At 63.4% G+C, this 25048-nt stretch carries 22 protein-coding genes; 15 read left to right on the forward strand and 7 right to left on the reverse strand.

All coding sequences use genetic code 11. The features are described 5' to 3' along the window. Window positions 1-34: 34 nt before the first annotated feature. The 5 genes from NAO55_RS21020 to NAO55_RS07080 form a co-directional block, all read right to left on the reverse strand. Window positions 35-121, reverse strand: coding sequence for a small membrane protein YohP (locus NAO55_RS21020; protein WP_442807067.1), 87 nt, complete (start codon window positions 119-121; stop codon window positions 35-37). Window positions 122-209: 88 nt separating this feature from the next. Beyond that, window positions 210-1109, reverse strand: coding sequence for an AEC family transporter (locus NAO55_RS07065; RefSeq protein ID WP_102838521.1), 900 nt, complete (start codon window positions 1107-1109; stop codon window positions 210-212). Between the two features lie 108 nt (window positions 1110-1217). After that, window positions 1218-2138, reverse strand: a complete 921-nt coding sequence (rfbD, locus tag NAO55_RS07070) for a dTDP-4-dehydrorhamnose reductase (RefSeq protein WP_102838522.1) — start codon at window positions 2136-2138, stop codon at window positions 1218-1220. 259 nt (window positions 2139-2397) lie between these two features. Beyond that, the gene (sfsA, locus tag NAO55_RS07075) at window positions 2398-3105 is read right to left on the reverse strand and encodes a DNA/RNA nuclease SfsA (RefSeq protein ID WP_102838523.1); all 708 of its coding nucleotides are present in this window, start codon (window positions 3103-3105) and stop codon (window positions 2398-2400) included. Beyond that, a complete protein-coding gene (locus NAO55_RS07080; protein WP_102838524.1) occupies window positions 3105-4277 on the reverse strand; it encodes a pyridoxal phosphate-dependent aminotransferase in 1173 nt (390 codons plus the stop codon). Before NAO55_RS07080 ends, sfsA begins: the two co-directional genes overlap by 1 nt. A gap of 191 nt (window positions 4278-4468) precedes the next feature. On the opposite strand from NAO55_RS07080, the gene dksA reads away from it, so the two are divergent. The 15 genes from dksA (at window position 4469) to NAO55_RS07155 (ending at window position 22103) form a co-directional block, all read left to right on the forward strand. Next, window positions 4469-4915 carry an RNA polymerase-binding protein DksA gene (dksA, locus tag NAO55_RS07085; protein WP_063540429.1) on the forward strand — a complete coding sequence of 149 codons (447 nt, stop codon included), beginning with the start codon at window positions 4469-4471 and terminating at the stop codon, window positions 4913-4915. Window positions 4916-5006: 91 nt separating this feature from the next. Further along, on the forward strand, window positions 5007-5912 hold the full coding sequence (gene gluQRS, locus NAO55_RS07090) for a tRNA glutamyl-Q(34) synthetase GluQRS (protein ID WP_102838525.1): 906 nt from the start codon (window positions 5007-5009) through the stop codon (window positions 5910-5912). 78 nt (window positions 5913-5990) lie between these two features. After that, complete coding sequence (locus NAO55_RS07095; protein ID WP_003095129.1) at window positions 5991-6167, forward strand: hypothetical protein; 177 nt, start codon at window positions 5991-5993, stop codon at window positions 6165-6167. Beyond that, window positions 6151-9105, forward strand: a complete 2955-nt coding sequence (locus tag NAO55_RS07100; RefSeq protein WP_102838526.1) for a sensor histidine kinase — start codon at window positions 6151-6153, stop codon at window positions 9103-9105. Before NAO55_RS07095 ends, NAO55_RS07100 begins: the two co-directional genes overlap by 17 nt. A 61-nt stretch (window positions 9106-9166) precedes the next feature. Then, window positions 9167-10579 (forward strand): sigma-54-dependent transcriptional regulator, encoded by a 1413-nt coding sequence (locus tag NAO55_RS07105; RefSeq protein WP_102838527.1) that lies wholly within the window; start codon window positions 9167-9169, stop codon window positions 10577-10579. Between the two features lie 706 nt (window positions 10580-11285). Next, a complete protein-coding gene (locus tag NAO55_RS07110) occupies window positions 11286-12677 on the forward strand; it encodes a polynucleotide adenylyltransferase PcnB (RefSeq protein ID WP_102838528.1) in 1392 nt (463 codons plus the stop codon). A gap of 1 nt (window position 12678) precedes the next feature. Further along, window positions 12679-13206, forward strand: coding sequence for a 2-amino-4-hydroxy-6-hydroxymethyldihydropteridine diphosphokinase (gene folK, locus NAO55_RS07115; RefSeq protein WP_102839645.1), 528 nt, complete (start codon window positions 12679-12681; stop codon window positions 13204-13206). A gap of 126 nt (window positions 13207-13332) precedes the next feature. Continuing rightward, window positions 13333-14133, forward strand: a complete 801-nt coding sequence (gene panB / locus NAO55_RS07120; RefSeq protein ID WP_102838529.1) for a 3-methyl-2-oxobutanoate hydroxymethyltransferase — start codon at window positions 13333-13335, stop codon at window positions 14131-14133. Continuing rightward, window positions 14130-14990: a pantoate--beta-alanine ligase gene (gene panC / locus NAO55_RS07125; RefSeq protein ID WP_102838530.1), complete on the forward strand. Its 861-nt coding sequence runs from the start codon at window positions 14130-14132 to the stop codon at window positions 14988-14990. Before panB ends, panC begins: the two co-directional genes overlap by 4 nt. Window positions 14991-15073: 83 nt before the next feature. Further along, window positions 15074-15454, forward strand: a complete 381-nt coding sequence (gene panD, locus NAO55_RS07130; RefSeq protein WP_014597581.1) for an aspartate 1-decarboxylase — start codon at window positions 15074-15076, stop codon at window positions 15452-15454. Between the two features lie 348 nt (window positions 15455-15802). Continuing rightward, the gene (pgi, locus tag NAO55_RS07135; protein WP_102838531.1) at window positions 15803-17467 is read left to right on the forward strand and encodes a glucose-6-phosphate isomerase; all 1665 of its coding nucleotides are present in this window, start codon (window positions 15803-15805) and stop codon (window positions 17465-17467) included. 132 nt (window positions 17468-17599) lie between these two features. After that, on the forward strand, window positions 17600-18478 hold the full coding sequence (locus NAO55_RS07140) for an oxygenase MpaB family protein (RefSeq protein ID WP_102838532.1): 879 nt from the start codon (window positions 17600-17602) through the stop codon (window positions 18476-18478). Window positions 18479-18603: 125 nt separating this feature from the next. Then, on the forward strand, window positions 18604-21495 hold the full coding sequence (locus tag NAO55_RS07145; protein WP_102838533.1) for a DUF748 domain-containing protein: 2892 nt from the start codon (window positions 18604-18606) through the stop codon (window positions 21493-21495). Further along, complete coding sequence (locus tag NAO55_RS07150; RefSeq protein WP_063541293.1) at window positions 21492-21779, forward strand: DUF2845 domain-containing protein; 288 nt, start codon at window positions 21492-21494, stop codon at window positions 21777-21779. The genes NAO55_RS07145 and NAO55_RS07150 overlap by 4 nt, the downstream gene beginning before the upstream one ends. A gap of 15 nt (window positions 21780-21794) precedes the next feature. Then, window positions 21795-22103, forward strand: coding sequence for a DUF2845 domain-containing protein (locus NAO55_RS07155; protein WP_102838534.1), 309 nt, complete (start codon window positions 21795-21797; stop codon window positions 22101-22103). 58 nt (window positions 22104-22161) lie between these two features. Here NAO55_RS07155 and NAO55_RS07160 read toward each other — a convergent pair whose 3' ends face one another. Beyond that, window positions 22162-22530: a BON domain-containing protein gene (locus NAO55_RS07160; RefSeq protein WP_102838535.1), complete on the reverse strand. Its 369-nt coding sequence runs from the start codon at window positions 22528-22530 to the stop codon at window positions 22162-22164. 251 nt (window positions 22531-22781) lie between these two features. Further along, window positions 22782-24887, reverse strand: a complete 2106-nt coding sequence (gene pnp / locus NAO55_RS07165; RefSeq protein ID WP_102838536.1) for a polyribonucleotide nucleotidyltransferase — start codon at window positions 24885-24887, stop codon at window positions 22782-22784. Window positions 24888-25048 lie beyond the last annotated feature (161 nt).

Here is a 25048-nt window from a genome sequence, read left to right on the forward strand (position 1 = left end):
CCGCGGAAGCATCCGGCAGCCAGACGCCAAGCCATCAGAACAGCAGTTTGAAGATGCCGATCACCACGATCAGGCCAATGATGAAGATGACGCCCGCGGTACCGCCGATGAACTTCAGCATGCCGTACTCTCCGTATTTTCTGGACTGTGCTCTTGTGACAGTCCGGTTCGGAAGGACGTTCAGCGCCAGACGCCGGGATGTTCGGCAGTCAGCTGGTCGTCAGCAGCATCCATAGCGGCAGGCTGACGGCAGCTGCCACCGTCGACAGAAATACGGTGGAGCTGACCGCGCGGCTGTCGTCGGCATGCTTGACGAAGGCCAGCACATTTACGCCACTCGGACAGGCTGCCAGCAGCACCAGCACGCTGCGCGCCTCCTGACTCAGCCCGGGCAAGCAACCACTCAGCCACCACACCAGCGCCGGGAACAGGACCAGCTTGGCCAATGTGAGCACGACGACCGACGCGCTAGGCCGCAGGCGATAACGTGACAGACTGATACCCAGCACCATCAACGCGCAGGGCAGCGCCGCCTGCGCGAGCCAGCCAATCACTCGCCACAACGGCTCGGGCAGCGACAGGCCGCTCAGGTTCAACAAGGCTCCGAGCAGCAGGCCGACGATCAAGGGGTTGGCCAGGTTCTTCAACAGCGACGGCGCGCTGACCCTGTCGCCATCACCGAGCGCGGCGTAGAAACTCTGCAAAGAGAACAGCACCAGGCTGTGGAACACCAGAATGGCGAACACGTAGACCAGACTCTCGGCCCCGAGCAGCGTGGTCACCAGGGGAATGCCGACCAGCACGTTGTTCGAGTAGGCTGCGGTCAGCCCCAGAGGGCTCGCTCGCCCCTTCAGGCGATGTGCAACGACGTTCACCAGCAGAAAAATCAGCAGCACCGGGGCGAAGTATGCCAGCAGCAACATCGGCGACATGCCCTCGCCCAGCTCGGCGCGAGCGATGCCATTGAACAGCACCGCAGGCATGAACAGCTTGAAGGTCACGCTGGCCAGCCCGGCGGCACCTTCGTTGCTCAACCACTGGCGCCAGCCAAACAGATAACCGAGCGAGATCAGACCGAAGATCGGCAGGATCGCCAGCACCACTACCATGTCGCCCCTCCAGAGCCGAACTTCAGGCCGCGTCGAGGCGCGGGGGCGCAAGAATACACTGGCGAGCGGACGCCCGCACGGAAGCCGGGCCTCCGCCGGGCGGGCGAATCAGGCGCGAAAGCTGCGCTGCCTGACGACGGCAGCCGGCTCCGCTTGCTGCAACACGTCGAGCACCTCGGCGAGCTCGAGCTTCCATGGCCGAGGCGCCAGACCAAAGGTCGACTCGAAGCGACGGCAGTCGAGCACTGACCAGGCCGGACGGCGCGCCGGTGTCGGGTATTGTGCAGTCGCGATCGGCGACACCTCGGGCTGCCTGGCTAGCAGTCCGGCCGCCTCACCTTGACGGAAGATTTCTACGGCGAAGTCGTACCACGAGCAGGCCGGTGTACCGCTGTAGTGATAAACGCCCCAGGCCAGCCTGTCGCCGGCGGCATAGCGGCGCGCCAGTTCCAGCAGCACGGCGGCGATACTGCCGGCCTGGGTCGGACATCCCAGCTGGTCGCTCACCACGCCAAGCGCATCGCGCTGACGCGCCAACCGCAACATGGTCTTGACGAAATTGTGCCCGTGGACGCCGTACACCCAACTGGTACGCAGGATCAGGTGCGCGGGCAGGCAGTCACGGATGATCTGCTCGCCGGCCAGCTTGCTCGCCCCGTAGACACCCGTCGGAGCGGTTGCATCGTCCTCGGTATAGGGTCTGTCGGCTTCGCCGGAGAACACATAGTCGGTGGAGATGTGGAACAGCGGCACACCCGCACGCCCGGCAGCCTCGGCAAGATTGCGCGCACCATCGCGGTTGACGGCATAGGCCTGCTCGCTGTGAGACTCGGCGTTGTCCACATGGGTGTAGGCAGCCGCATTGATGATCAGACCGGGGCGCTGCGCCATGGCCGCCGCAATTTGTTCTGGCCGGACGATATCCAGCTTGGTGCGATTCGGAGCCAGCACATCCAGGCCGAAACTCGCCGCACGCTCGGCCAGCTCGCGCCCAACCTGACCACCGGCACCGCAAACGAGGATTCGCATTCTCTTTAGCCTCATCGACGACGCTCGCGCCAGGGCGAACGTCCGAAATAATCTTTGCCAACGACACCTCTCGGCGCATCGAATGGCACCGCCGGATATGCCGCCGATGCGGGCGAGGCCGCGTCGACACCGCGCTGCGCGGCGGAGCAGAGCCTCTGCGAGCATGAAGGGATGCATTTTCCAGCTTCGTTGAGGCCAGACAGAAAGCGCTTTGTTCCCCAGCCCGGATAAAAATTTTCATCCACCGAGCCGAGCGTGCTCACAGCAGCACGGGCAGCGGCCGACTCAAGCGCAGCTCGTGCGGGGACAGCTCGACGCCATACGCCAGTACCTCCACTCCCGCCGCAATCGCCTCATGCAGCGCCGCCGCATAGGTCGGGTCGATTTCCACTGCCGGGCGTACCGCCTCGATGCCGCTGAGATTGACGCAGTACAGCTGCACGGCGCGCACCCCGCTGCGCGCGAGCGCAGCCAGCTCTCGCAGATGACGACTGCCGCGTGTTGTCACCGCATCGGGAAAGGCAGCCACGGCGGTGTCGTCGAACCCCAGCGTAACGCTCTTGACCTCGACGTAGGCCGGCAGGCCGGCATAGTCGAGACGGAAATCCACCCGACTGTTTTCCACGCCATAGGCCACCTCGCGCTTGAGCGCCGAGAAGCCTGCCAACTCGGCGATCTGCCCGTTCAGCAACGCTTCCTCGACCAGTGGATTGGCTCGCGCGGTATTCACGCAGGCCAGCCGCCCCTGCGGTGTCTCCACCAGCTCCCAGGTGCCCGGCAGCTTGCGCCGCGGATCGCTGCTGCGCTGGAACCACACCCGCGCGCCCTCGCTCATGCAGTTGAGCATCGAGCCGGTGTTGGGACAGTGAATGCACAGCGCCTCGCCTTCGTCAGTCACGACATCGGCGAGAAAACGCTTGTAGCGCCTGACCAGTCGCCCCCGCTCCAGCGGTTGCGCGAAACGCATCAGGATTGCCAGCTGCGCAGGCCGTGGGCAATACGCTCGACGGCCTGCTCCAGGCGCGGCAGATCCTGCGTGTAGGCGAAACGCACATGATGGCCGGCCTGGTGACGGCCGAAGTCCAGCCCCGGCGTGATGGCGACGAACTCGGTTTCCAGCATGTGCTGACAGAACGCATAGGCATCGCCACCAAATGCACTGATGTCAGCGTACAGATAGAAGGCGCCCTGCGGTTCGACCGCGATGCCGAAGCCCAGCTCGCGCAGGGCGGGCAGGAGGAAGTCACGGCGACGGGCGAACTCTGCGCGCCGCGCCTCGAGAATTTCCAGGGTCGCCGGTTCGAAACAGGCCAGGGCTGCGTGCTGAGCCATGCTCGGCGCGCTGATGTAGAGGTTCTGCGCCAGCTTCTCCAGCTCCGGCACAGCGGAGGGCGGCGCCACCAGCCAACCCAGGCGCCAGCCGGTCATGCCGAAGTATTTGGAAAAGCTGTTGAGCACGAAGGCGTCGTCATCGACCTCCAGCACGCTGGCCGCTTCCGTGCCGTAGGTCAGCCCATGATAGATCTCGTCCACCACCAAATGGCCGCCGCGCTCCTTCAGCGCCGCCGAAAGGGCGGCCAGTTCGGCACGCTCGAGCAGCGTTCCGGTGGGATTGGCCGGCGAGGCCACCAGCGCACCGACACTGTCGCGATCCCAGTAGCGCTCGACCAGCTCGGGGGTCAGCTGATAGCGCATCTCCGGGCCGACCGGCACCAGTTGCGCAGCGCCTTCCACCAGACGCAGGAAGTGCCGGTTGCATGGATAGCCCGGATCGGCCAGCAGCCAGTGCTTGCCAGGGTCGACCAGCAGGCTGGAGGCCAGCAGCAACGCGCCGGAGCCACCGGGAGTAATCAGGATGCGCTCGGGGTCAATGCTCAAGTGATAGCGCTGGGCATAGAAGCCGGCAATCGCCCCGCGCAGCTGCGGCAGGCCGCGCGCGGCGGTGTAGCGCGTATGACCGGCCGCCAGCGCGGCCTGCCCGGCGGCGACGATAGGCTGTGCGGTGGTGAAGTCCGGTTCGCCGATTTCCAGGTGAATGACGTCGCGGCCTTGAACTTGCAGCTGGTTGGCCCGCTCCAACAGCGCCATGACGTGGAAAGGTTCGATTGCGCGACTGCGTGCGCTGTACGACGAGGTCATCTGACCTTCCTGTTGACGATAAAACGTGAATTCTACCCAAGGTCCCAAGGCCGCCGCAGCCACTGTCGGATTGGGGAGTAGCGCACCCCGATCCGATCTGGTAAGTTCGCCCGCTTGCAGCCGCAGGGCCGGCACGGGCCGGCAAGGGACAAATCATCCTGCGCAATGGACATAGCGAGAGGCGTTCATCCATGCCCATTACCAAAGAAACACCGTCGAGCAAGCAACTGATTCGCGCCTTCGAGCCCTATAAGGAAAGCAAGGGCGAGGAGTACATGAGCGAGAAGATGCGCGCCCATTTCACCGGCATCCTGAACAAGTGGAAGCAGGAGCTGATGGAAGAAGTCGATCGCACCGTCCATCACATGCAGGACGAGGCAGCCAACTTCCCGGACCCGGCCGATCGCGCCAGCCAGGAAGAAGAGTTCAGCCTGGAACTGCGTGCCCGCGACCGCGAGCGCAAGCTGATCAAGAAGATCGACGAGACGCTGCAACTGATCGAAGACAATGAATACGGCTGGTGCGATTCCTGCGGTGTCGAGATCGGCATCCGTCGCCTGGAAGCGCGGCCTACCGCCACGCTCTGCATCGACTGCAAGACACTGGCGGAGATCAAGGAAAAGCAGATCGGTTCCTGATCCCGAACGGGGCGCTTCGGCGCCCCGCTTCATTTCCAGGCCCGGCAACCGCCTCACCCGCCCCGCCATCCCTGATCGCGCCGGCCCCGCCATGCCCTTGTCCAGCTCACCCCAAACTGCCCACTATGTTGGTCGTTTCGCCCCGACGCCAAGCGGCTATCTGCATTTCGGCTCACTGCTCGCCGCCCTTGCCTCCTATCTCGATGCCCGCTCGGTGGGCGGTCGCTGGCTGCTGCGCATGGAAGACATCGACCCGCCCCGAGAGATGCCCGGTGCGCAGCAAGCGATCGTCGAGACACTGCAGAGCTACGGCTTCGAATGGGACGGCGAAATGCTGCGCCAGAGTCAGCGCCACGCCGTCTACCGGGATACGGTCGAACACTTGCTGGAGAAAGGGTTGGCGTATGCCTGCACCTGCTCGCGCAAGCAGCTCGAAGACTACCCGGGCCCCTACCCCGGCTTCTGCCGCAACGCCGGACACGGCCTCGAGGATGCCGCCATCCGCCTGCGCGTGCCTGATCGCGAGTACGGCTTCGTCGACCGTGTACAGGGCGAGTTCCGCCAGCACCTGGGACGCGAGGTCGGCGACTTCGTCATCCGCCGCCGCGATGGCCTGATCGCCTATCAGCTGGCCGTGGTGCTGGACGACGCCTGGCAAGGCGTCACCGATGTGGTGCGCGGCGCCGACCTGCTCGATTCGACGCCGCGTCAGCTCTACCTGCAGGAAATCCTCGGCTTGCCGCAGCCGCGCTACCTGCATCTGCCGCTGATCATTCAGCCGGACGGCCACAAGCTCGGCAAGCGCTATCGATCACCACCGCTGCAAGCCGAGGAAGCCAGCCCACTGCTGCTGCGCGCACTGCGCGCCCTTGGCCAGCAACCGCCGACCGAACTGGCCGGTGCCCTGCCGGCGGAGATCCTCGGCTGGGCGATTGGCAATTGGGATGCCGGGCGCATTCCGCGGACCCGAACCCTGGCCGAAGCTCAGCTGCGCTGAGCAGCATTTGCCTGTCACCGGTGGCTAGCAGCGTGCCGCTGCTCTACCATCGCCCTCACTTCCGACACGAGACCCGGCATGTATATCTACCGACTGGTGCTGCTCCTGGTGGTGGGGATCTATCTGTTCTCCCCGGCCATCATGGACTGGTGGATCGACCCCAACGGTGCCTGGTATCGGCCCTACCTGCTGTGGCTGATCCTGATCGTGGTGACCTTCATTCTCCAGAGCCAGCGTGATGCAGACGAGCTTTAGCCTGAGCCACCTGATCCTGATCAGCGCCGCCTACCTGTTCATGCTGTTCGGTGTCGCCTGGGTCAGCGAGCGCGGACTGATTCCGCGCTGGATCATCCGCCACCCACTGACCTACACCCTCTCGCTCGGCGTCTATGCCAGTGCCTGGGCCTTCTACGGCACCGTGGGCCTGGCCTATCAATACGGCTACGGGTTTCTCGCTACCTACCTCGGCGTCTGTGGCGCGTTCCTGCTGGCACCGGTGCTGCTCTACCCGATCCTGCGCATCACCCGCACCTACCAACTGTCGTCCCTGGCCGATCTGGTGGCCTTCCGCTTCCGCAGCACCTGGAGCGGCGCGCTGACCACCATCGTCATGCTGATCGGCATGCTGCCGCTGCTGGCCCTGCAGATCCAGGCGGTCGCCGACGCGATCGGCATCCTCACCCTCGAGCCCCTGCAGGAACGCGTCGCACTGGGCTACTGCCTGATGATCATGCTGTTCACGATCCTCTTCGGGGCCCGCCACATCGCCACGCGGGAGAAGCACGAAGGGCTGGTGTTCGCCATCGCCTTCGAATCGATCGTCAAGCTGGCGACCTTCGGCGCCATCGGTCTGTACGCGCTGTACGTGGTGTTCGGCGGTCCGCACCAGCTGGAGATCTGGCTGCTGCAGAACCAATCGGCGCTGCAGGCGTTGCATACGCCGCTGCAGGAAGGCCCGTGGCGCACCCTGCTGCTGGTGTTCTTCGCTTCGGCCATCGTGATGCCGCACATGTATCACATGACCTTCACCGAAAACCTCAACCCGCGTGGCCTGGTCAGCGCCAGCTGGGGCCTGCCGCTGTATCTGCTATTGATGAGCCTGGCCGTGCCGCTGATTCTCTGGGCCGGGCTGAAGCTGGGCGTAAGCACCAACCCGGAGTATTTCACGCTCGGCCTGGGGATCGCCGCGCAGAGCGAGATGCTGGCACTGCTGGCTTTCGTCGGCGGGCTGTCGGCCTCCAGTGGGCTGATCATCGTCAGCACCCTGGCGCTGTCCGGCATGGCGCTCAACCATCTGGTCCTGCCGCTCTACCAGCCGTCGAGCGAGGGCAACATCTACCGTTGGCTGAAATGGACGCGGCGCAGCCTGATCTTCGCCATCATCATGGCCGGTTACGGCTTCTACCTGCTGCTCGGTGCCGAGCAGGACCTGTCCAATCTCGGCATCGTCGCCTTCGTCGCCACCCTGCAGTTCCTACCCGGCGTGCTCTCGGTGCTGTACTGGCCGACTGCCAATCGGCGCGGCTACATCGCCGGCCTGCTGGCCGGCATCGGCGTCTGGGTGGTGACCATGCTGCTGCCGCTGGTGGGCAACCTGGATGGCTTCTACATTCCGCTGTTCAACGTGGTCTACGTACTCGACGACACCAGCTGGCACCTGGCGGCAATCGCTTCGCTGGCGGTCAACGTGCTGGCCTTCTCGCTGTTCTCGATCTTCAGCGAAACCAGCCCGGAGGAGCAGAGCGCCGCCGAGGCCTGCGCCGTGGAGAACGTCCGCCGCCCGCAACGACGCGAGCTGCTGGCTGCCTCGCCGCAGGAATTCGCCACCCAACTGGCCAAGCCGCTGGGAGCCAAGACCGCCCAACGCGAGGTGGAACAGGCCCTGCGTGACCTGCAGTTGCCGTTCGACGAGCACCGCCCCTACGCGCTGCGCCGCCTGCGCGACCGCATCGAGGCCAACCTGTCCGGGCTCATGGGGCCCAGCGTCGCCCAGGACATCGTCGAGAACTTCCTGCCCTACAAGAACGGCGCCGAGGGCTACATCACCGAGGACATCCACTTCATCGAGAGCCGCCTGGAGGACTATCACTCACGCCTGACCGGCCTGGCCGCCGAACTCGATGCGCTGCGTCGCTACCACCGGCAGACCCTGCAGGAGCTGCCCATGGGCGTCTGCTCGCTGGCCAAGGACCAGGAAATCCTCATGTGGAACCGCGCGCTCGAGGAGCTCACCGGGATCGCGGCGCTGCAGGTGGTCGGCTCGCGCCTCTCGACCATCGCCGAACCTTGGCGGAGCCTGCTGATCGACTTCATCGAACAACCCGATGAACACCTGCACAAGCAGCGCCTGGCGCACAACGGTCATCGCCGCTGCCTCAACCTGCACAAGGCGGCGATCGCCGAGCCGCTGGCCCCGAGCAACAGCGGCCTGGTTCTACTGATGGAAGACCTGACCGAAACGCAGGAGCTGGAAGATCGTCTGGTGCACTCCGAGCGCCTGGCCAGCATCGGCCGGCTGGCAGCCGGCGTGGCGCACGAAATCGGCAATCCGATCACCGGTATCGCCTGCCTGGCGCAGAATCTGCGCGATGAGCGCGAAGCCGACGAGGAAATCGTCGAAATCAGCGGCCAGATCATCGAACAGACCAAGCGCGTGTCGCGCATCGTGCAGTCGCTGATGAGCTTCGCCCACGCTGGCGAGCGCCAGCAGCGGCTGTATCCGGTGAGCCTGGCGCAGGTCACGCAGGATGCCATCGGCCTGCTATCACTCAACCGCAATCGCACCGAGGTGCGCTTCGTCAACGCGTGCGCCCCGGAGCACCTGGCCGAAGGCGACCCGCAGCGACTCGCCCAGGTGCTGATCAACCTGCTTTCCAATGCCCGCGACGCATCGCCGCCGGGCGGCTTGATCCGCATCAGCAGCGAGGTCGCCGAGCAGACCGTGTACCTGGTGGTGGAAGACGAAGGCAGCGGCATTCCCAAGGAAATTCAGGACCGCCTGTTCGAGCCATTCTTCACCACCAAGGATCCGGGCGAAGGCACCGGCCTGGGCCTCGCGCTGGTCTATTCGATCATTGAAGAGCATTATGGCCAGATCGATATCGACAGCCCGGCCGACCCGGAAACACAACGCGGCACCCGTTTTCGCATCACCCTGCCGCGGCATGTCGAAGCGTCACATGCCGTAAGTTGAAGAGGCGACTGCCGTACCGGCCCTGCGCCGGCTCTGCCTCCAGACCGTCGAGAGAGTACTGATGTCACATATTCTGATCGTCGAAGACGAAACCATCATCCGCTCCGCCCTGCGGCGCCTCCTCGAACGCAACCAGTACGAGGTCAGCGAAGCCGGCTCGGTACAGGAGGCGCAGGAGCGCTACAGCATCCCGGGTTTCGATCTCATCATCAGCGACCTTAGGCTGCCCGGCGCACCGGGCACCGAATTGATCAAGCTCGCCGAAGGCACACCGGTGCTGATCATGACCAGCTACGCCAGCCTGCGCTCGGCGGTGGATTCGATGAAGATGGGAGCGGTGGATTACATCGCCAAACCGTTCGATCACGACGAGATGCTGCAGACTGTGGCGCGTATCCTCAGCGATCATCAGCAGGCCGCCACCACACAACCCCAAGCTACTCGCAATGCAGGCGCAGCGCCGGGCGCCGCCTCGCGCGACGATATCGGCATCATCGGCCATTGCACGCCGATGCAGGAACTGTTCAGCAAGATCCGCAAGGTTGCGCCGACTGACTCGAATGTCCTTATCCAGGGTGAGTCCGGGACCGGCAAAGAACTGGTGGCGCGGGCCCTGCACAACCTCTCGCGCCGGGCCAAGGCACCGATGATCTCGGTGAATTGCGCGGCGATTCCGGAAACCTTGATCGAGTCGGAACTGTTCGGCCATGAGAAAGGCGCCTTCACCGGCGCCAGCGCGGGGCGCGCCGGGCTTGTGGAAGCGGCCGATGGGGGCACGCTGTTCCTCGATGAGATCGGTGAGCTTCCGCTCGAAGCCCAGGCGCGCCTGCTCAGAGTGCTGCAGGAAGGCGAGATCCGCCGCGTCGGCTCGGTGCAGTCGCAGAAAGTCGATGTGCGCCTGATCGCCGCCACCCATCGCGACCTGAAAACGCTGGCCAAGACCGGCCAGTTCCGTGAAGACCTCTACTACCGCCTGCATGTCATCGCCCTCAAGCTTCCGCCGCTGCGTGAACGTGGCAATGACGTGCTGGAAATCGCCAAGGCTTTCCTCGCCCGTCAGGCTGAACGCCTGAACAGTGATGACCTGCGTTTCTCTCGCGACGCCGAACAAGCGATCCGCCACTATTCCTGGCCGGGCAATGTCCGCGAACTGGAAAATGCCATCGAGCGTGCCGCCATCCTCAGCGAGAGCCCGGAGATCGACGCCGAATTGCTGGGCATCGATATCGAGCTGGATGAGCTGGACGATGACTTCGATGAGCCGCTTGGCGCCATGCGTGGCGTGGTCGGCGGCAACGAGCCGACCGAAGACCTTTCGCTGGAAGACTACTTCCAGCATTTCGTGCTTGAGCACCAGGATCACATGACCGAAACCGAACTGGCGCGCAAGCTGGGAATCAGTCGCAAATGCCTGTGGGAGCGACGCCAGCGCCTGGGCATTCCGCGCCGCAAGTCGGGTAGCGTCACCGGGTAACCTGTTACCGCCCTCGCATCGCTCGTAACAGAAACCGGGAGCATCGGTAACGGTGCCCCGGTTTTTTCTTGCAACTCGCACCGCTGAGAATACGCAAATGCTTGAAATAAAAGGATTTTAAAAAGCTGGCACGGCAACTGCTTACTTAATGGCACAACAACAATAACAAGCAGATCCCACAATAAGAACAAGACGTAACGGCTCCAGCAAAACAACGACAAGAAGGCGGAGGCGCAGCTAACTGATTCTTTTGGAGAGGACTTGCCACGGGGCTAACCCCACGACCAGGCCGAGAACAACAAAAACTGCTCAAGCAGCGCCTGAACTGGTTGGATCGTAGATCGAGGCAAAGTCAGCGACCAAAGAAATCCGTTTGCTATTAGCTCCCAGTGTAGGAGCGCTCCTGATGGCTACGGCCGGACGGAACAGGCGAACAACAAGAACAGCACGCCTGCATGACCAATAACAATAAATAAAGCACGCGACATCATTCAGAGGGGAGCTTCGGCTCCCCTCAGTGCTATCTGCTACCGCACATAACGCCAGCCACACAGTCACCAGCCGTGCCTGCATCGCAATAGGCGACGTGCTTTTTGACACCTCTCCGCGCTTCGTTCACCATCCGAGCCTCTCGGTGCTAGAATCCGCGCAGGTTTCGCGGCTATTCGCGACACCGGCCCGTCATTCCGTCACACAGTTGCCCCCCATGCTGAAAAAGCTGTTCCAGTCTTTTCGTCTTCCTCTGCGCCGTATCCCGCACGCCCGACGCTCACCTGAAATTCTGTCCAGCCGGCAGCATTCCCTGCAGCGCAGCGCGATCAGTCGGCATGCGGTGAGCGTGGTCGAACGCTTGCAGCAGGCCGGGTACGAGGCCTATGTCGTGGGTGGCTGCGTGCGCGATCTGTTGCTGCAGCTCAATCCCAAGGATTACGACGTCGCCACCAGCGCAACGCCCGAGCAGGTTCGAGCCGAGTTTCGCAATGCACGGGTGATCGGACGCCGCTTCAAGCTCGTCCATGTGCATTTCGGACGCGAGATCATCGAGGTCGCCACCTTCCGCGCCAACCACCCAGAAGAAGACGACGAGGACGCCAGCCAGCTGGCCTCGCGCAACGAGAGCGGCCGCATCCTGCGCGACAATGTCTACGGCACGCTCGAAGATGACGCGCAACGCCGCGATTTCACCATCAATGCGCTGTATTACGACCCGACCACCGAGCGTATTCTAGATCACACCCACGGCGTGCATGACATCCGCAACCGCCTGGTTCGCCTGATTGGCGACCCCGAACAGCGCTATCAGGAAGACCCGGTGCGCATGCTGCGCGCGGTGCGTTTCGCCGCCAAGCTCGATTTCGAAATCGAGCGCCACAGCGCCGAGCCCATCGTCGACCTGGCCGACCTGCTCGACGGTATTCCCTCGGCCCGCCTGTTCGACGAAACGCTCAAGCTGTTCCTCGGCGGCAAGGCCGAGCGCACCTTCGAACTGCTGCTCGAATACGATCTGTTCGCCCCGCTGTTCCCGGCCGCCGCCGCCGCGCTGGAGCGCAACCCCGAGTACGCCGGCACGCTGATTCGCAATGCGCTGGCCAATACCGACCTGCGCATCCAGCAGGGCAAGCCGGTAACACCGGCGTTCCTCTTCGCCGCATTGCTCTGGCCAGCCCTGCCGGCCCGGGTGCTGGAGCTGCAGGACCGCGGCATGCCGCCGATTCCGGCGATGCAGGAAGCCGCCCACGACATCATCTGGGAGCAGTGCCAGCGCACCGCCATTCCGAAGCGCTTCACCATCCCCATGCGCGAGATCTGGGACATGCAGGAGCGCCTGCCACGCCGGCAGGGGCGACGGGCCGACCAGTTGCTGGAGAACCCACGCTTCCGTGCTGGCTATGACTTCCTGCTGCTGCGCGAAAGCGCCGGAGAGAAAACCGGCGGCCTAGGCGACTGGTGGACCGACTATCAGGAAGCCAGTGACAGCGAGCGCCGCAACATGATTCGCGGCCTCAGCGGCAAGGATGACGGCGGCGCCAAGAAACGTCGCCGTGGCGGTCGTCGGCGGCGCGGCCCGGGCGACACTCCTGCCGGTTCGGCCGACTGAGATGGAGCGCGCCTATATCGGCCTGGGCAGCAACCTGGCCGATCCCCAGCGACAGTTGCGAGGCGCTCTGCAGGCACTGGCCGAGCTGCCGCAAACCAGGCTGGTCGCGGTCTCATCCCTTTATGCCAGCGATCCGCTCGGGCCTGCCGACCAGCCACGCTATGTCAATGCCGTCGCGGCACTGGATACCGATCTCCAGCCTCTGGACCTGCTCGATGCCCTGCAACGTATCGAGCTGGCCCAAGGCCGCGAGCGCAAGGCCGAACGCTGGGGTCCACGCACCCTGGATCTGGACATCCTGCTGTTCGGCGAGCGACTGATCGACGAGCCGCGACTCAAGGTTCCGCACTATCACATGCAGGCCCGCCCATTCGTGCTCTATCCATTGGCCGAGATCGCCCCCGCGGAGCTGGCGCTGGCCGATGGTCGCCGCCTGGCCGACCTGCTCGCGGCCTGCCCGTTCAGCGGGCTGGAGCGGCTCGCCGATGCAGGTGTCACCGCCGCGGTAACGAGCGTAACGCGTAGGTAACACTCGCGATTGACTTAGGCTGCCGCCGCCGGGACTATAAGCGCCCTCTGCCATCCGCGGTCTTGGCACTCTATAGGTGCACCGCATGGCAATCCTGACCTCCGAGGCTCGAAGAGGACGGCATTCATGCCAGACGTCACCCTGACCACGCTGCAAGGGCTCAAGCAGAAGGGCGAGAAGATCGTCATGCTCACCTGCTATGACGCCACCTTCGCCAAGACCGCCTGCGACGCAGGCGTCGAGATGCTGCTGATCGGCGATTCACTCGGCATGGTCCTGCAAGGTCACGACAGCACCCTGCCGGTCACCGTCGCCGACATGGCCTACCACACCGCCAGCGTCAAGCGCGGCAACCGTGGCGCGATGATCGTCGCCGACCTGCCGTTCATGGCCAACGCCACCACCGAGCAGACCCTGAACAACTCCGCAGTGCTGATGCAGGCCGGAGCCCACATGATCAAGCTGGAAGGCACCGCCTGGCTGGCCGACTCGATCCGCCTGCTGGCCGACCGCGGCATTCCGGTGTGCGCGCACATGGGGCTGACGCCGCAAGCGGTCAACCTGTTCGGTGGCTACAAGGTACAGGGTCGTGAAGAAGCGCAGGCGCAGCAGATGCTGGAGGATGCCAAGTCGCTTGAAGCCGCCGGCGCCGCCATGTTGCTGCTCGAATGCGTGCCCAGCGAGCTGGCCGCGCGCATCACCCGTGCCGTGCAGATTCCGGTAATCGGCATCGGCGCCGGCAGCGACACCGACGGCCAGGTGCTGGTGCTGCACGATATGCTCGGCCTGTCGCTCAGTGGCCGCGTACCGAAGTTCGTGAAGAACTTCATGCGTGAGCATGGCGACATCCCCTCGGCCATCGCCGGCTATGTCAAGGCGGTCAAAGCCGCCGAATTCCCTGCAGCCGAACACGGGTTCTCCGCATGAACGTCGTCAAGACCATCGCCGACCTGCGCGCCGCGGTTGCCCGCGCGCGCGGCGAGGGCAAGCGCATCGGCTTCGTGCCAACCATGGGCAACCTGCACGCCGGCCACATCGCCTTGGTGAAGAAAGCCGGTCAGCGTGCCGATTTCGTCGTCGCGAGCATCTTCGTCAACCCGCTGCAGTTCGGCCCCAACGAAGACCTGGACAACTATCCGCGCACCCTCGCCGCAGATCAGGACAAGCTGTTCGACGCCGGCTGCCACCTGCTCTTCCCGCCCAGCGTCGAGGAGATGTACCCCCACGGCCAGGCCAACCAGACCATCGTCCGCGTACCCGGCGTATCGGAAGGCCTCTGCGGCGGCAGTCGTCCCGGCCATTTCGACGGCGTCTCCACGGTGGTCAGCAAGCTGTTCAACATGGTCCTGCCGGACCTCGCCGTGTTCGGCCAGAAGGATTTCCAGCAGCTGGCGGTGATCCGCACCATGGTGCGCGACCTGAACATGCCGGTGCAGATCATCTCCGAGCCCACCGTGCGCGACGTGGATGGCCTTGCGCTGTCCTCGCGAAACGGCTATCTGAGCGCCGACGAGCGTGCCACGGCCCCGCTGCTGTACCGAACGCTGACCCAGCTGAAAGATGCGCTCCAGAACGGCCGACGCGACTACTCGACACTCGTCGCCGAAGGCCTGGAAAGCCTGCGCGCTGCCGGACTACGGCCGGACTATCTGGAAATTCGCAATGCGATCGACCTGCAGCCGGTAAGCGACGCTTCTGCCGAGCTGGTCATCCTCGCCGCAGCCTTCCTGGGCAAGACGCGGCTGATCGACAACCTGATGGTCGATATCCACACATCGGCCTGATCCATGCCATTTGCCTGCAGCCTTGATCACGTTCGAGGCTTCGGGCACACTCTGCGCCGCTTGCGCACCCGGAGGACCCTGCCATGCACGCCATCATGCTCAAGGCCAAACTGCACCGCGCCCAGGTAACTCACTCGGTGCTCGACTACGAAGGCTCCTGCGCCATCGATGGCGAGTGGCTGGACCTGGCCGGTATCCGCGAATACGAACAGATCCAGATCTATAACGTCGACAACGGCGAGCGCTTCACCACCTACGCCATCCGCGGCGAGGAAGGTTCGAAGATCATTTCGGTCAACGGTGCCGCCGCCCACAAGGCAGGTGTTGGTCATCGCCTGATCATCTGCGCCTACGCGCACTACAGCGAGGCCGAGCTGGCCAACTTCAAACCCCATGTGCTCTACATGGGCGCAGACGGAGAGCTGAGCCATACCAGCAACGCCATCCCGGTACAGGTCGCCTGAGTCACCATTCAGGCGCTGTCGAATAGAAGCCCGAAGTGTTCCGCACTTCGGGCTTTTTCGTTGTGTGCAGCATCGGCGCTCAGACAGCACGCCGGCGCGAATCGAATAGAAGGCGAAAGCCCGGAACGCAGCAGGGGTTTTCTCTGTCTGAGCTGTCTCTGATGGCATAGGATGTGCCTCACCGGCTCGGTGAAAGCCGGGTTCGGCCAGCATCCGCAGCATTCAGGAACGAGTGCCGGCGTGCCCGCACGGTCATACACATCACTGAATCCCCGAGGCAACATGCGCGCTCGCTGCGCGGATTCACGGGGTTCAGCGGCCTGTCAAAGCAAAGGAAGCCGCATCACCATGAGCTACTACCAGCATCCGCTCGACGTCACCGGCCTGCCGTCCTGGAAGGCCCTGGAAGAACACCGCCTGGCCATGCAGAACTTCAGCATGCGCGAGGCCTTCAAGGCCGACCCGACGCGCTTCGCTGACCTGTCGGTTTCCTGCAGCGGCCTGTTTCTCGATTATTCGAAGAACCTGATCACCCCCGAAACCCGCACCCTGCTGGTCAACCTGGCCCGCGAGGCCGGGGTCGAGCAGGCAGCCCATGCGATGTTCGAAGGCGAACGCATCAACGCCTCGGAAAACCGTCCGGTGCTGCACACGGCCCTGCGCCGCCCCATGGGCGACACGGTGATGGTCGACGGCAAGAACATCATGCGTGATGTGCACACCGCCCTGGCGCAGATGACCGACATCGTTACTCGCATCCACAACAACCTGTGGCGCGGCTTCAGCGACAAGACCATCACCGACGTGGTGAACATCGGCATCGGAGGCTCGTTCCTAGGCCCGCAACTGGTCTCCGAGGCGCTGCTGCCCTTCACCCAGCACGGCGTGCGTACGCACTACCTGGCCAACATCGACGGCAGCGAATTCCGCGAAGTGACCGCCAAGCTGAATGTCGAGACCACGCTGTTCATCATTTCCAGCAAGACCTTCGGTACCCTCGAGACGCTGAAGAATGCCCAGGCTGCGCGCACCTGGTATCTGGGCAAGGGCGGCACCGAAGAGAAGCTCTACCGCCACTTCATCGCCGTCACCAGCAACAAGCAGGCGGCCATCGACTTCGGCATTCGCGAAAAGAACATCTTCCCGATGTGGGACTGGGTCGGCGGGCGCTACTCGCTGTGGTCGGCGATCGGTCTGCCCATCGCCCTGGCGATCGGCATGTCCAACTTCAAGGATCTGCTGTCCGGCGCCTACAGCATGGACCAGCATTTCCTCAGCGAGCCGTTCGAAAGCAACATGCCGGTGCTGCTGGCGATGCTCGGCATCTGGTACCACAACTTCTGGGGCGCGCAGAGCTACGCCTTCCTGCCCTACGACCACTATCTGCGCAACTTCGTCAAACACCTACAGCAGATGGACATGGAATCCAACGGCAAGAGCGTGCGCCAGGATGGCACGCCGGTGACTTACAGCACCGGCCCGGTGATCTGGGGCGGCGTCGGCTGCAATGGCCAGCATGCCTACCACCAACTGCTGCACCAGGGCACACCGCTGATTCCGGCCGACTTCATCGTGCCGGTGGTCAGCCACAATCCAGTGGCCGATCACCATGAATGGCTCTACGCCAACTGCCTGTCGCAGAGCCAGGCGCTGATGCGCGGCAAGACCCGTGAGGAAGCCGAGGCCGAACTGCGTGCCAAAGGCCTTAACGAAGACGAGGTTCAGCGCCTGGCCCCGCACAAGGTGATCCCGGGCAATCGACCGAGCAACACCGTGGTGATGGAAACCATCAGCCCCGGCCGCCTTGGTGCGCTGATTGCGCTATACGAGCACAAGGTATTCGTCCAGGGCGTGATCTGGGGCATCAACTCCTTCGACCAGTGGGGCGTCGAGCTCGGCAAGGATCTTGGCAAGGCGGTCTACAATCAGATGACCCGCTTCGATGCCGCACCGGCCGAAGACGCTTCGACCCAGGGCCTGATCGACTTCTTCCGCGGTCGCCACCGCGGCTGATAAGCCCTCTCGACCGGACAGCGCGCAGCTGCTGTCCGGTCTATCTTGCCCTCCTTTTACCTCGACAACTGGCGAGCCCTCTGCGCCTCTTCAGGTACCATCGCCGCTTGCCAAGCCACCAGCGCTGTCGCCATGGAATTCCTCCGCCGTCATATCGAAACCCGCGTGCTCAGCCTTACCGGCCTGGCGATCGGCGGTGTCGACTACGAAAACCCTCCGGGCGATCCCGGCCTGTTCGGGCCTGAGTCAGTATGCTGGCGCGTGCATGGCGACTTCACCTCGATGATGGTCGGCGGGATCTCTGCACTGCTATTGCAAGCGCTGCACCCATTGGCGCTGTCGGGCGTATGGGATCACTCGAACTTTCGCGAGGACCTGCTCGGCCGTCTGCGGCGTACCGGGCAGTTCATCGCCGCCACGACGTTCGGCAGCCACGCCGATGCCGAACGCCTGATCGAGCGGGTCCGACGCATCCACCTGAACGTGGCCGGGACGGCACCGGATGGTCGACCCTACGCCGCCTCCGATCCCGATCTGCTGACCTGGGTGCATGTCGCTGAAGTCAGCAGCTTTCTCAAATCGCACCTGCGCTACCGCGACCCCGGTCTCTGCGCAGCCGACCAGGATCGCTACTACGCCGAAGTCGCACTGATTGCCGAACGGCTCGGCGCCGGTGAGGTTCCACGCTCGCGCGCCGACGTCGAGGCGTACCTCGAACGGCTCCGCCCGCAGCTGCGGATCGACGAACGCGCCCTGGAGATCCTGCGCATACTGCGCACCGCTCCGGCACCAAGCCCACTGCTACGGCCGTTCGGCACGCTAATGTTGCACGCTGGTGTTGAGTTACTGCCGGAATGGGCCGCAGCCATGTTCGGCATATCGCTGAGCGACGCGCGCCGTCAGTTGCTCCGCAGCGGCGTACGCAGTACCGCGCCAGCGCTACGCTGGGCAGTGCGCAATGCCTCGGTGCATCGCGCACGCCGGCGCATGGGCTTGCCGCCACGCGGCTGAGGCGCATGCCGCGTCCGGCATCGCCAATCTGCGGCGCGCTGCCCAATGCCCATATCGGGCCGATTCGGGAACCGCGCACCCATGCCATACTCCAAGGCAACCATCCGCCAGGAATACTTCCGGTCATGCCCAATGGAATGAAGCGAGCGTTCAGCGGCGTGGCGCTCGTGCTGATCTGCTACAGCCTGCTTGGCTTCCTGATCCTGCCAGGCATTGCCCAGCGCATCGCTAATCAGCAGCTTGCGGCCTACGCGACGGTGCCGGCCAGTCTGCAACGTGTCGAGTTCAATCCCTTCAGCCTTGAGCTCTCCCTGTTCGACCTGCGCATCGGTGACGAAAATGATCACCCGCTGGCCTTCGAGCAGCTCTACCTCGATCTGCAATGGGCGAGCCTCTGGCAACGTACGCTGCACCTGGCTACCGTCGAGTTGGTGGCACCGCATACCGAAGTCCGTATTGCCAATGACGGCACCCTGAACCTCAGTCAACTCTTCGATATTCCTCCAGCAGAGCCGTCCGACGACGGCGAACGCGACCTGCTCGCGCTGCGCATCGACCAGTTGCGGCTGGTACGCGGCCACGTCGCTTTCGAGGATCGGCGCCCGAGCGAGCCCATCGAGCTGGTCTACGACTCCCTGGACCTCGAGCTGCACAACCTCGCCACCCGCAGCGACGACAGCGCCGACGCACGCCTCACCGCCAGCGGCGCGAGTGGCGGACGCATCGATTGGCAAGGCGACCTCAGCTTGCAGCCGCTAGCCTCCCGCGGCCAGCTGCAGATCAGCAAGCTACCGCTCGAGGCCTTCTGGCCCTACGTGCGCGACGCAGCGCCACTGGTTCTGCAGGATGGCAACATCGAGCTGAGTACCGGCTACCGCCTCGATCTCAGCGACGGCCTGGCCCTGACGCTGGATAACGCCCAGGCCACCCTGGCGCCGCTGGCCCTCGACAGCCCGGACGGGCGCAAGCTGGTGCGCCTGGAGCGCCTGGAGCTGAGCGAAACGACGCTGGACCTGGCCAGGCGGCAGGTCAGTATCGGCAAGCTGCGCAGCCGCAACCTGGAAACCTGGGCCGCCCGCGAAACCGATGGCGAGCTGGACTGGCAGAAGCTGTTCGCCACAAGTGCGTCCCCGTCGAAGGCCGACGACCAGACTCCGGACAGCGAAGCCCGGACATCTGGCGAACCATGGCAGGTATTGCTGCACGATGCTCAGCTGCGTGATTACCGGGTGCACCTGGCCGATCGCGTCCCTGATGAGGAGGTCCAGCTGGAGCTCGGCCCGCTGAACCTGGACGTCAGCGATTTCGACAGCCTCGCTACCCGCCCCTTCTCGCTGAAGCTGGACACGGGGGTCGGCAAGCAGGGGACACTCCAGGCCCAGGGACAGCTGCAGCTCAGCCCGGTCAGCGGTGAGCTGGCAGTAACCACCCGCGACATAGATCTGCGCATCGCTCAGGCCTACCTCAGCCCACTGGTGAGCCTGGAGCTACGCAGCGGCATGCTCAGCAGCGAACTGCAGGTCAACCTGCAGGGCATCGAGCCATTGGCGTTCAACGTTCGCGGTAGTGTCGACGCCACGCAGCTGCACACTCTCGATACCATCAACAATCGCGACTTCATCAAATGGCAGCGGCTGCAGCTCAACGGTCTCGATTACCAGCACCCACGGAGCCTGGAAATCGAACGGATCGATCTGAGCCAGCCCTACGCCCGCTTCATCATCAACCCAGATCTGAGCACCAACATCAACGACCTGCTGGTCGAGCGCAGCGAATCCACCGCGCAAGAGGCTTCCGAGGAGCAGGTATCGGAACCATTGGCCATCCGCATCGGCGGCATCGCCATCGCCGACGGATCGGCCAACTTCGCCGACTTCAGCCTGCGCCCGCCCTTCGTCACCGCCATCCAGTCGCTCAATGGCGACATTGGCACGCTGGACAATCGCGAGCAGAAGCCAGCCTCAGTGAACATTGCCGGCAAGGTGGATCAGTACGCACCCGTGAGCATCAAGGGCAGCCTGACGCCCTTCGACCCGCTGCAGCGCCTGGATATCGCCACCAGTTTCCGCCAGGTCGAGCTGACCACCCTGACGCCTTATGCAGGCAAGTTTGCTGGCTATCGGATCCGCAAGGGACGCCTCAACCTGGACCTGCACTATCGCATCCAGAACGGCCAGCTGAACGCCGACAACAAGGTGGTCCTGGAGCAGTTGCAACTCGGCGAAAAAGTGGACAGTCCCGACGCGGTGGATCTGCCGGTACGCTTGGCGGTCGCACTACTGAAGGACAGCAACGGCACGATCTCCATCGAGCTGCCCGTGCAGGGCGACCTGAACAATCCGCAGTTCAGCGTCATGCCGATCATCTGGCAAACGTTGCGCAACCTGGTGGTGCGTGCGGCCAAAGCCCCGTTCAAGTTCATCGCCGGGCTGGCTGGTGGCGACCAGAGCGACCTTAGCCACATCGATTTTGCTCCGGGCAACAGCGAACTGGACCCAGCGGCGCGCCAGACCCTGGATACCCTGGCCGCCGGGCTGAAACAGCGACCCGGGCTGCGTCTTGAGATCGAAGGCATGAGCGCCACGGCAACGGACGGCCCGCTCCTCGCCGAACAACGTCTACAGGACGAGTATCGCCAGATTCAGTACCGTATCCTGCAGCGTCGAGGCGACGAGGTACCGTCCGATCCCGCGCAGCTTACCGTGGACGAGCAGGATCAGGCGCCGCTTCTGGAGGGCATCTATCGCAGCCGGCTGAAGCAACAACCTCCAGCGGAATGGAGCGACCTGGAAAGTGAAACCCGAGCCCAGCACCTTCGCCAAGCGATCATCGATTCCTGGGCACAGAGTCCTGCCTTGCTACGCCGTCTGAGTCGTGAGCGCGCTGCCTCGATCAAGAGCTATCTCGTCCAGGCCGGGCTGACACCAGAGCGCATCTACCTGCTGGATACCGGTACTACCGAGGCCGGCAGCGACGGCCGGATTGCTACAACCCTGAATTTGGGAAGCGAAGAATGAAGAAAGGATACTTGCTCGCCGCCCTGCTGATCAGCGCGAGCGCCACGGCCGACACGCTACGCTGCGGCAATCAGCTGGTCACTACCGGCGATCGCACCTTCGAAGTCGAGCGCAAATGCGGTGCGCCGCAACACCGCGACGTCGTCGGCTATCGCCTGGGCCGGCATGACCGTCATGAGCTTATGCTGGAAGAATGGGTCTACGGGCCGCGTAACGGAATGCTCAGCATTCTGACTTTCGAAGGCAACCGCCTGGTACGCATCGAAACCCGTCGAGCCAACTGAGTCTGGAGCCAACCAATGGTCCGTCACCTGCCCGCCGCGCTACTCGCCCTGCTTTCGGCCAGTTTCCTCGCCGAAGCCTCATCGACCTATCGCTGCAACAGCCGGCTCGTGAGCCTGGATGCCAGCACGGCAGAGGTTCGCAGCAAGTGCGGCGAGCCGGCCAGCAGTTCGCTGATCGGCTATAAGCAGGTTATCGACGACTATGGCTACGCTCAGGAGGTGCCTGTCGAAGAGTGGGTCTATGGACCCAACCACGGCATGCTTCACTTCCTGCGCTTCGAAGGTAACAGGCTCCGACAGATCGAGAGCCAGCGAGGAAACTAGCCCAATGCAAAACCCCGCCATTTGGCGGGGTTTCTTTATGTCTGCGCTGAAAACAGAATCAGTCGACGGCTTTCAGGCCATCAGCTGAGACGTCCTTCACGCCTTCGATGCCACGCGCCTTGGCGATGGCTGCTTCTTTTTCCGCCTCGGTTGCCACTGTACCGGACAGCGAAACGACGCCGTCCTTGGTTTCCACTTCGATATCCATACCCGGAGTCGCATCCTCGGCCAGCAGGGTGGATTTCACCTTGGTGGTGATCCAGGTATCAGAAGCGGCATCACCGGCATCATCCATAGTATTGGCGGCCAGCATGACGGTATCGGTCTTGTCGATGGCAGGCGTGGTATCGGCCAGAGCGGCGCCAGCGAACGGCAGGCTAAGAGCAGCGGCAATGGCGGTGGCAGTCAGTGTCTGAATAGTCTTCATAGATGTCACTCCTGTTCTCGTGGTTTCTGCGGTATGACTCCGAACCGCAGACTCGTGAATAACAGGCGCAAGCTGCATGCCAACTTTTGAAAATATTTTTTACTATAAAAATCAATAGGTTAATTAAACGGCACGTCCTTCTCTCAGTTGCACATTGCAAGTTCATGGCTTTGCGCGCGTGCATCTTGCAATCTCGTGACCCCAGAAACGAGAAAAGGCCCCGAAGGGCCCTTTCAACACTACAGCATGAATCAGACGCCGGAAGCTTCGGCGGCCGCGACGTCCTTGATCGAAAGCTTGATACGACCGCGGTTGTCCACATCCAGCACCAACACCTTCACTTCCTGACCTTCCTTCAGTACGTCGGTCACCTTCTCGATGCGCTGATCGCTGATCTGCGAGATGTGCACCAGTCCGTCCTTGCCCGGCAGAATGTTGACGAAGGCACCGAAGTCGACGATCCGCTCGACCTTACCCACATAGATCTTGCCGATTTCGGCTTCAGCCGTGATCGACAGCACGCGCTGCTTGGCTGCCTCGGCGGCGTCCTTGGTCTCGCCGAAGATCTTGATCGAGCCATCGTCTTCGATGTCGATCGAGGCTTTGGTCTCTTCGCAGATCGCACGGATGGTGGCGCCGCCCTTGCCGATCACGTCGCGGATCTTGTCCTGGTCGATCTTCATCGCCAGCATGGTCGGTGCGTTGGCCGACAGCTCGCTGCGCGACTGGGCAATGACCTGGTTCATCTGGCCGAGGATGTTCAGGCGCGCTTCCAGGGCCTGGCCCAGAGCGATTTCCATGATCTCTTCGGTGATGCCCTGGATCTTGATGTCCATCTGCAGCGCGGTTACGCCCTTGGCGGTACCAGCAACCTTGAAGTCCATGTCGCCGAGGTGGTCCTCGTCACCGAGAATGTCGGTCAGAACGGCAAACTTCTCGCCTTCCTTCACCAGGCCCATGGCGATACCGGCCACCGGCGCCTTCATCGGCACGCCCGCATCCATCAGTGCCAGCGAGGCACCACAGACCGAGGCCATGGAGCTGGAACCGTTGGATTCGGTGATCTCGGAAACCACGCGGATGGTGTACGGGAATTCGTCGGCGCTCGGCAGCATGGCGGCGACGCCGCGACGGGCCAGACGACCGTGGCCGATTTCCCGGCGACCGGTAGCACCCATGCGACCACACTCACCGACCGAGTACGGCGGGAAGTTGTAGTGCAGCATGAAGGGGTCTTTCTTCTCGCCTTCCAGGGTGTCGAGCAGCTGCGCGTCACGGGCAGTACCGAGGGTCGCAACGACCAGGGCCTGGGTTTCGCCACGGGTGAACAGAGCCGAACCGTGGGTCTTGTCGAGCACGCCGACTTCGATGTTCAGCCCGCGAACGGTGCGGGTGTCGCGACCGTCGATGCGCGGCTTGCCGTTGACGATGTTCTCGCGAACGGTGCGGTACTCGATCTCACCGAAGGCATCCTTCACTTCGCCGGCAGACGGCTGGCCTTCTTCACCAGAGAACTTGGCAACGACCTGGTCCTTCAGCTCGCCCAGGCGCGCATAGCGATCCTGCTTGATGGTGATGGTGTAGGCCTGGGAGATGGCTTCACCGAACTCGGCACGGATGGCGTCCAACAGCGCGGTGTTGGCCTGCGGAGCAGTCCAGTCCCAGCGCGGCTTGCCGGCTTCGGCGGCGAGTTCTTCGACCGCCTTGATCACGGCCTGGAACTCGTCATGGGCGAACAGCACGGCGCCCAGCATCTGGTCTTCGGTCAGCTCTTTGGCTTCCGACTCGACCATCAGTACGGCGTCCTTGGTGCCGGCCACGACCATGTCCAGGCTGGAAGCCTTGAGCTGCTCGTAGTTCGGGTTCAGCAGGTAGCCGGTTTCCGGGTGGAAAGCCACGCGTGCGGCGCCGATCGGGCCGTCGAACGGAATGCCGGAAACAGCCAGGGCTGCCGAAGTACCGATCATCGCAGCGATGTCCGGATCGGTCTTCTTGCTGGTGGAAACAACGGTGCAGATGACCTGCACTTCATTCTGGAAACCTTCCGGGAACAGCGGACGGATCGGGCGATCGATCAGACGCGAGGTCAGGGTTTCCTTCTCGGAAGGACGCGCCTCACGCTTGAAGAAACCACCGGGGATCTTGCCGGCTGCATAGGTCTTCTCCTGGTAATGCACGGAGAGCGGAAAGAACCCCTTGCTCGGATCGGCGGTCTTGGCACCGACCACGGTCACCAGCACGGTGACGTCGTCATCGACGGTGACCAGCACTGCGCCGGAGGCCTGGCGAGCGATACGGCCCGTTTCCAGGGTTACGGTCGACTGACCGAATTGAAACTTCTTGATTACCGGATTCACGGTTTTTCCTTCTCTTTGTTGCCTTGGGGAAATTGGCAGAACGCTCGGGAGTCGGCCCGAAACGACCTGCAAGAAAGCCAAAAGCTGGAAGACCGAAGCTGATTGCAGGGATGTCCCACTTTCAACTTCAGGCTTCCAGCTTCCGGCTTCCAGCGCGGGCG

This window comes from Stutzerimonas frequens (assembly GCF_024448335.1).
GTDB classification, from domain to species: domain Bacteria; phylum Pseudomonadota; class Gammaproteobacteria; order Pseudomonadales; family Pseudomonadaceae; genus Stutzerimonas; species Stutzerimonas frequens.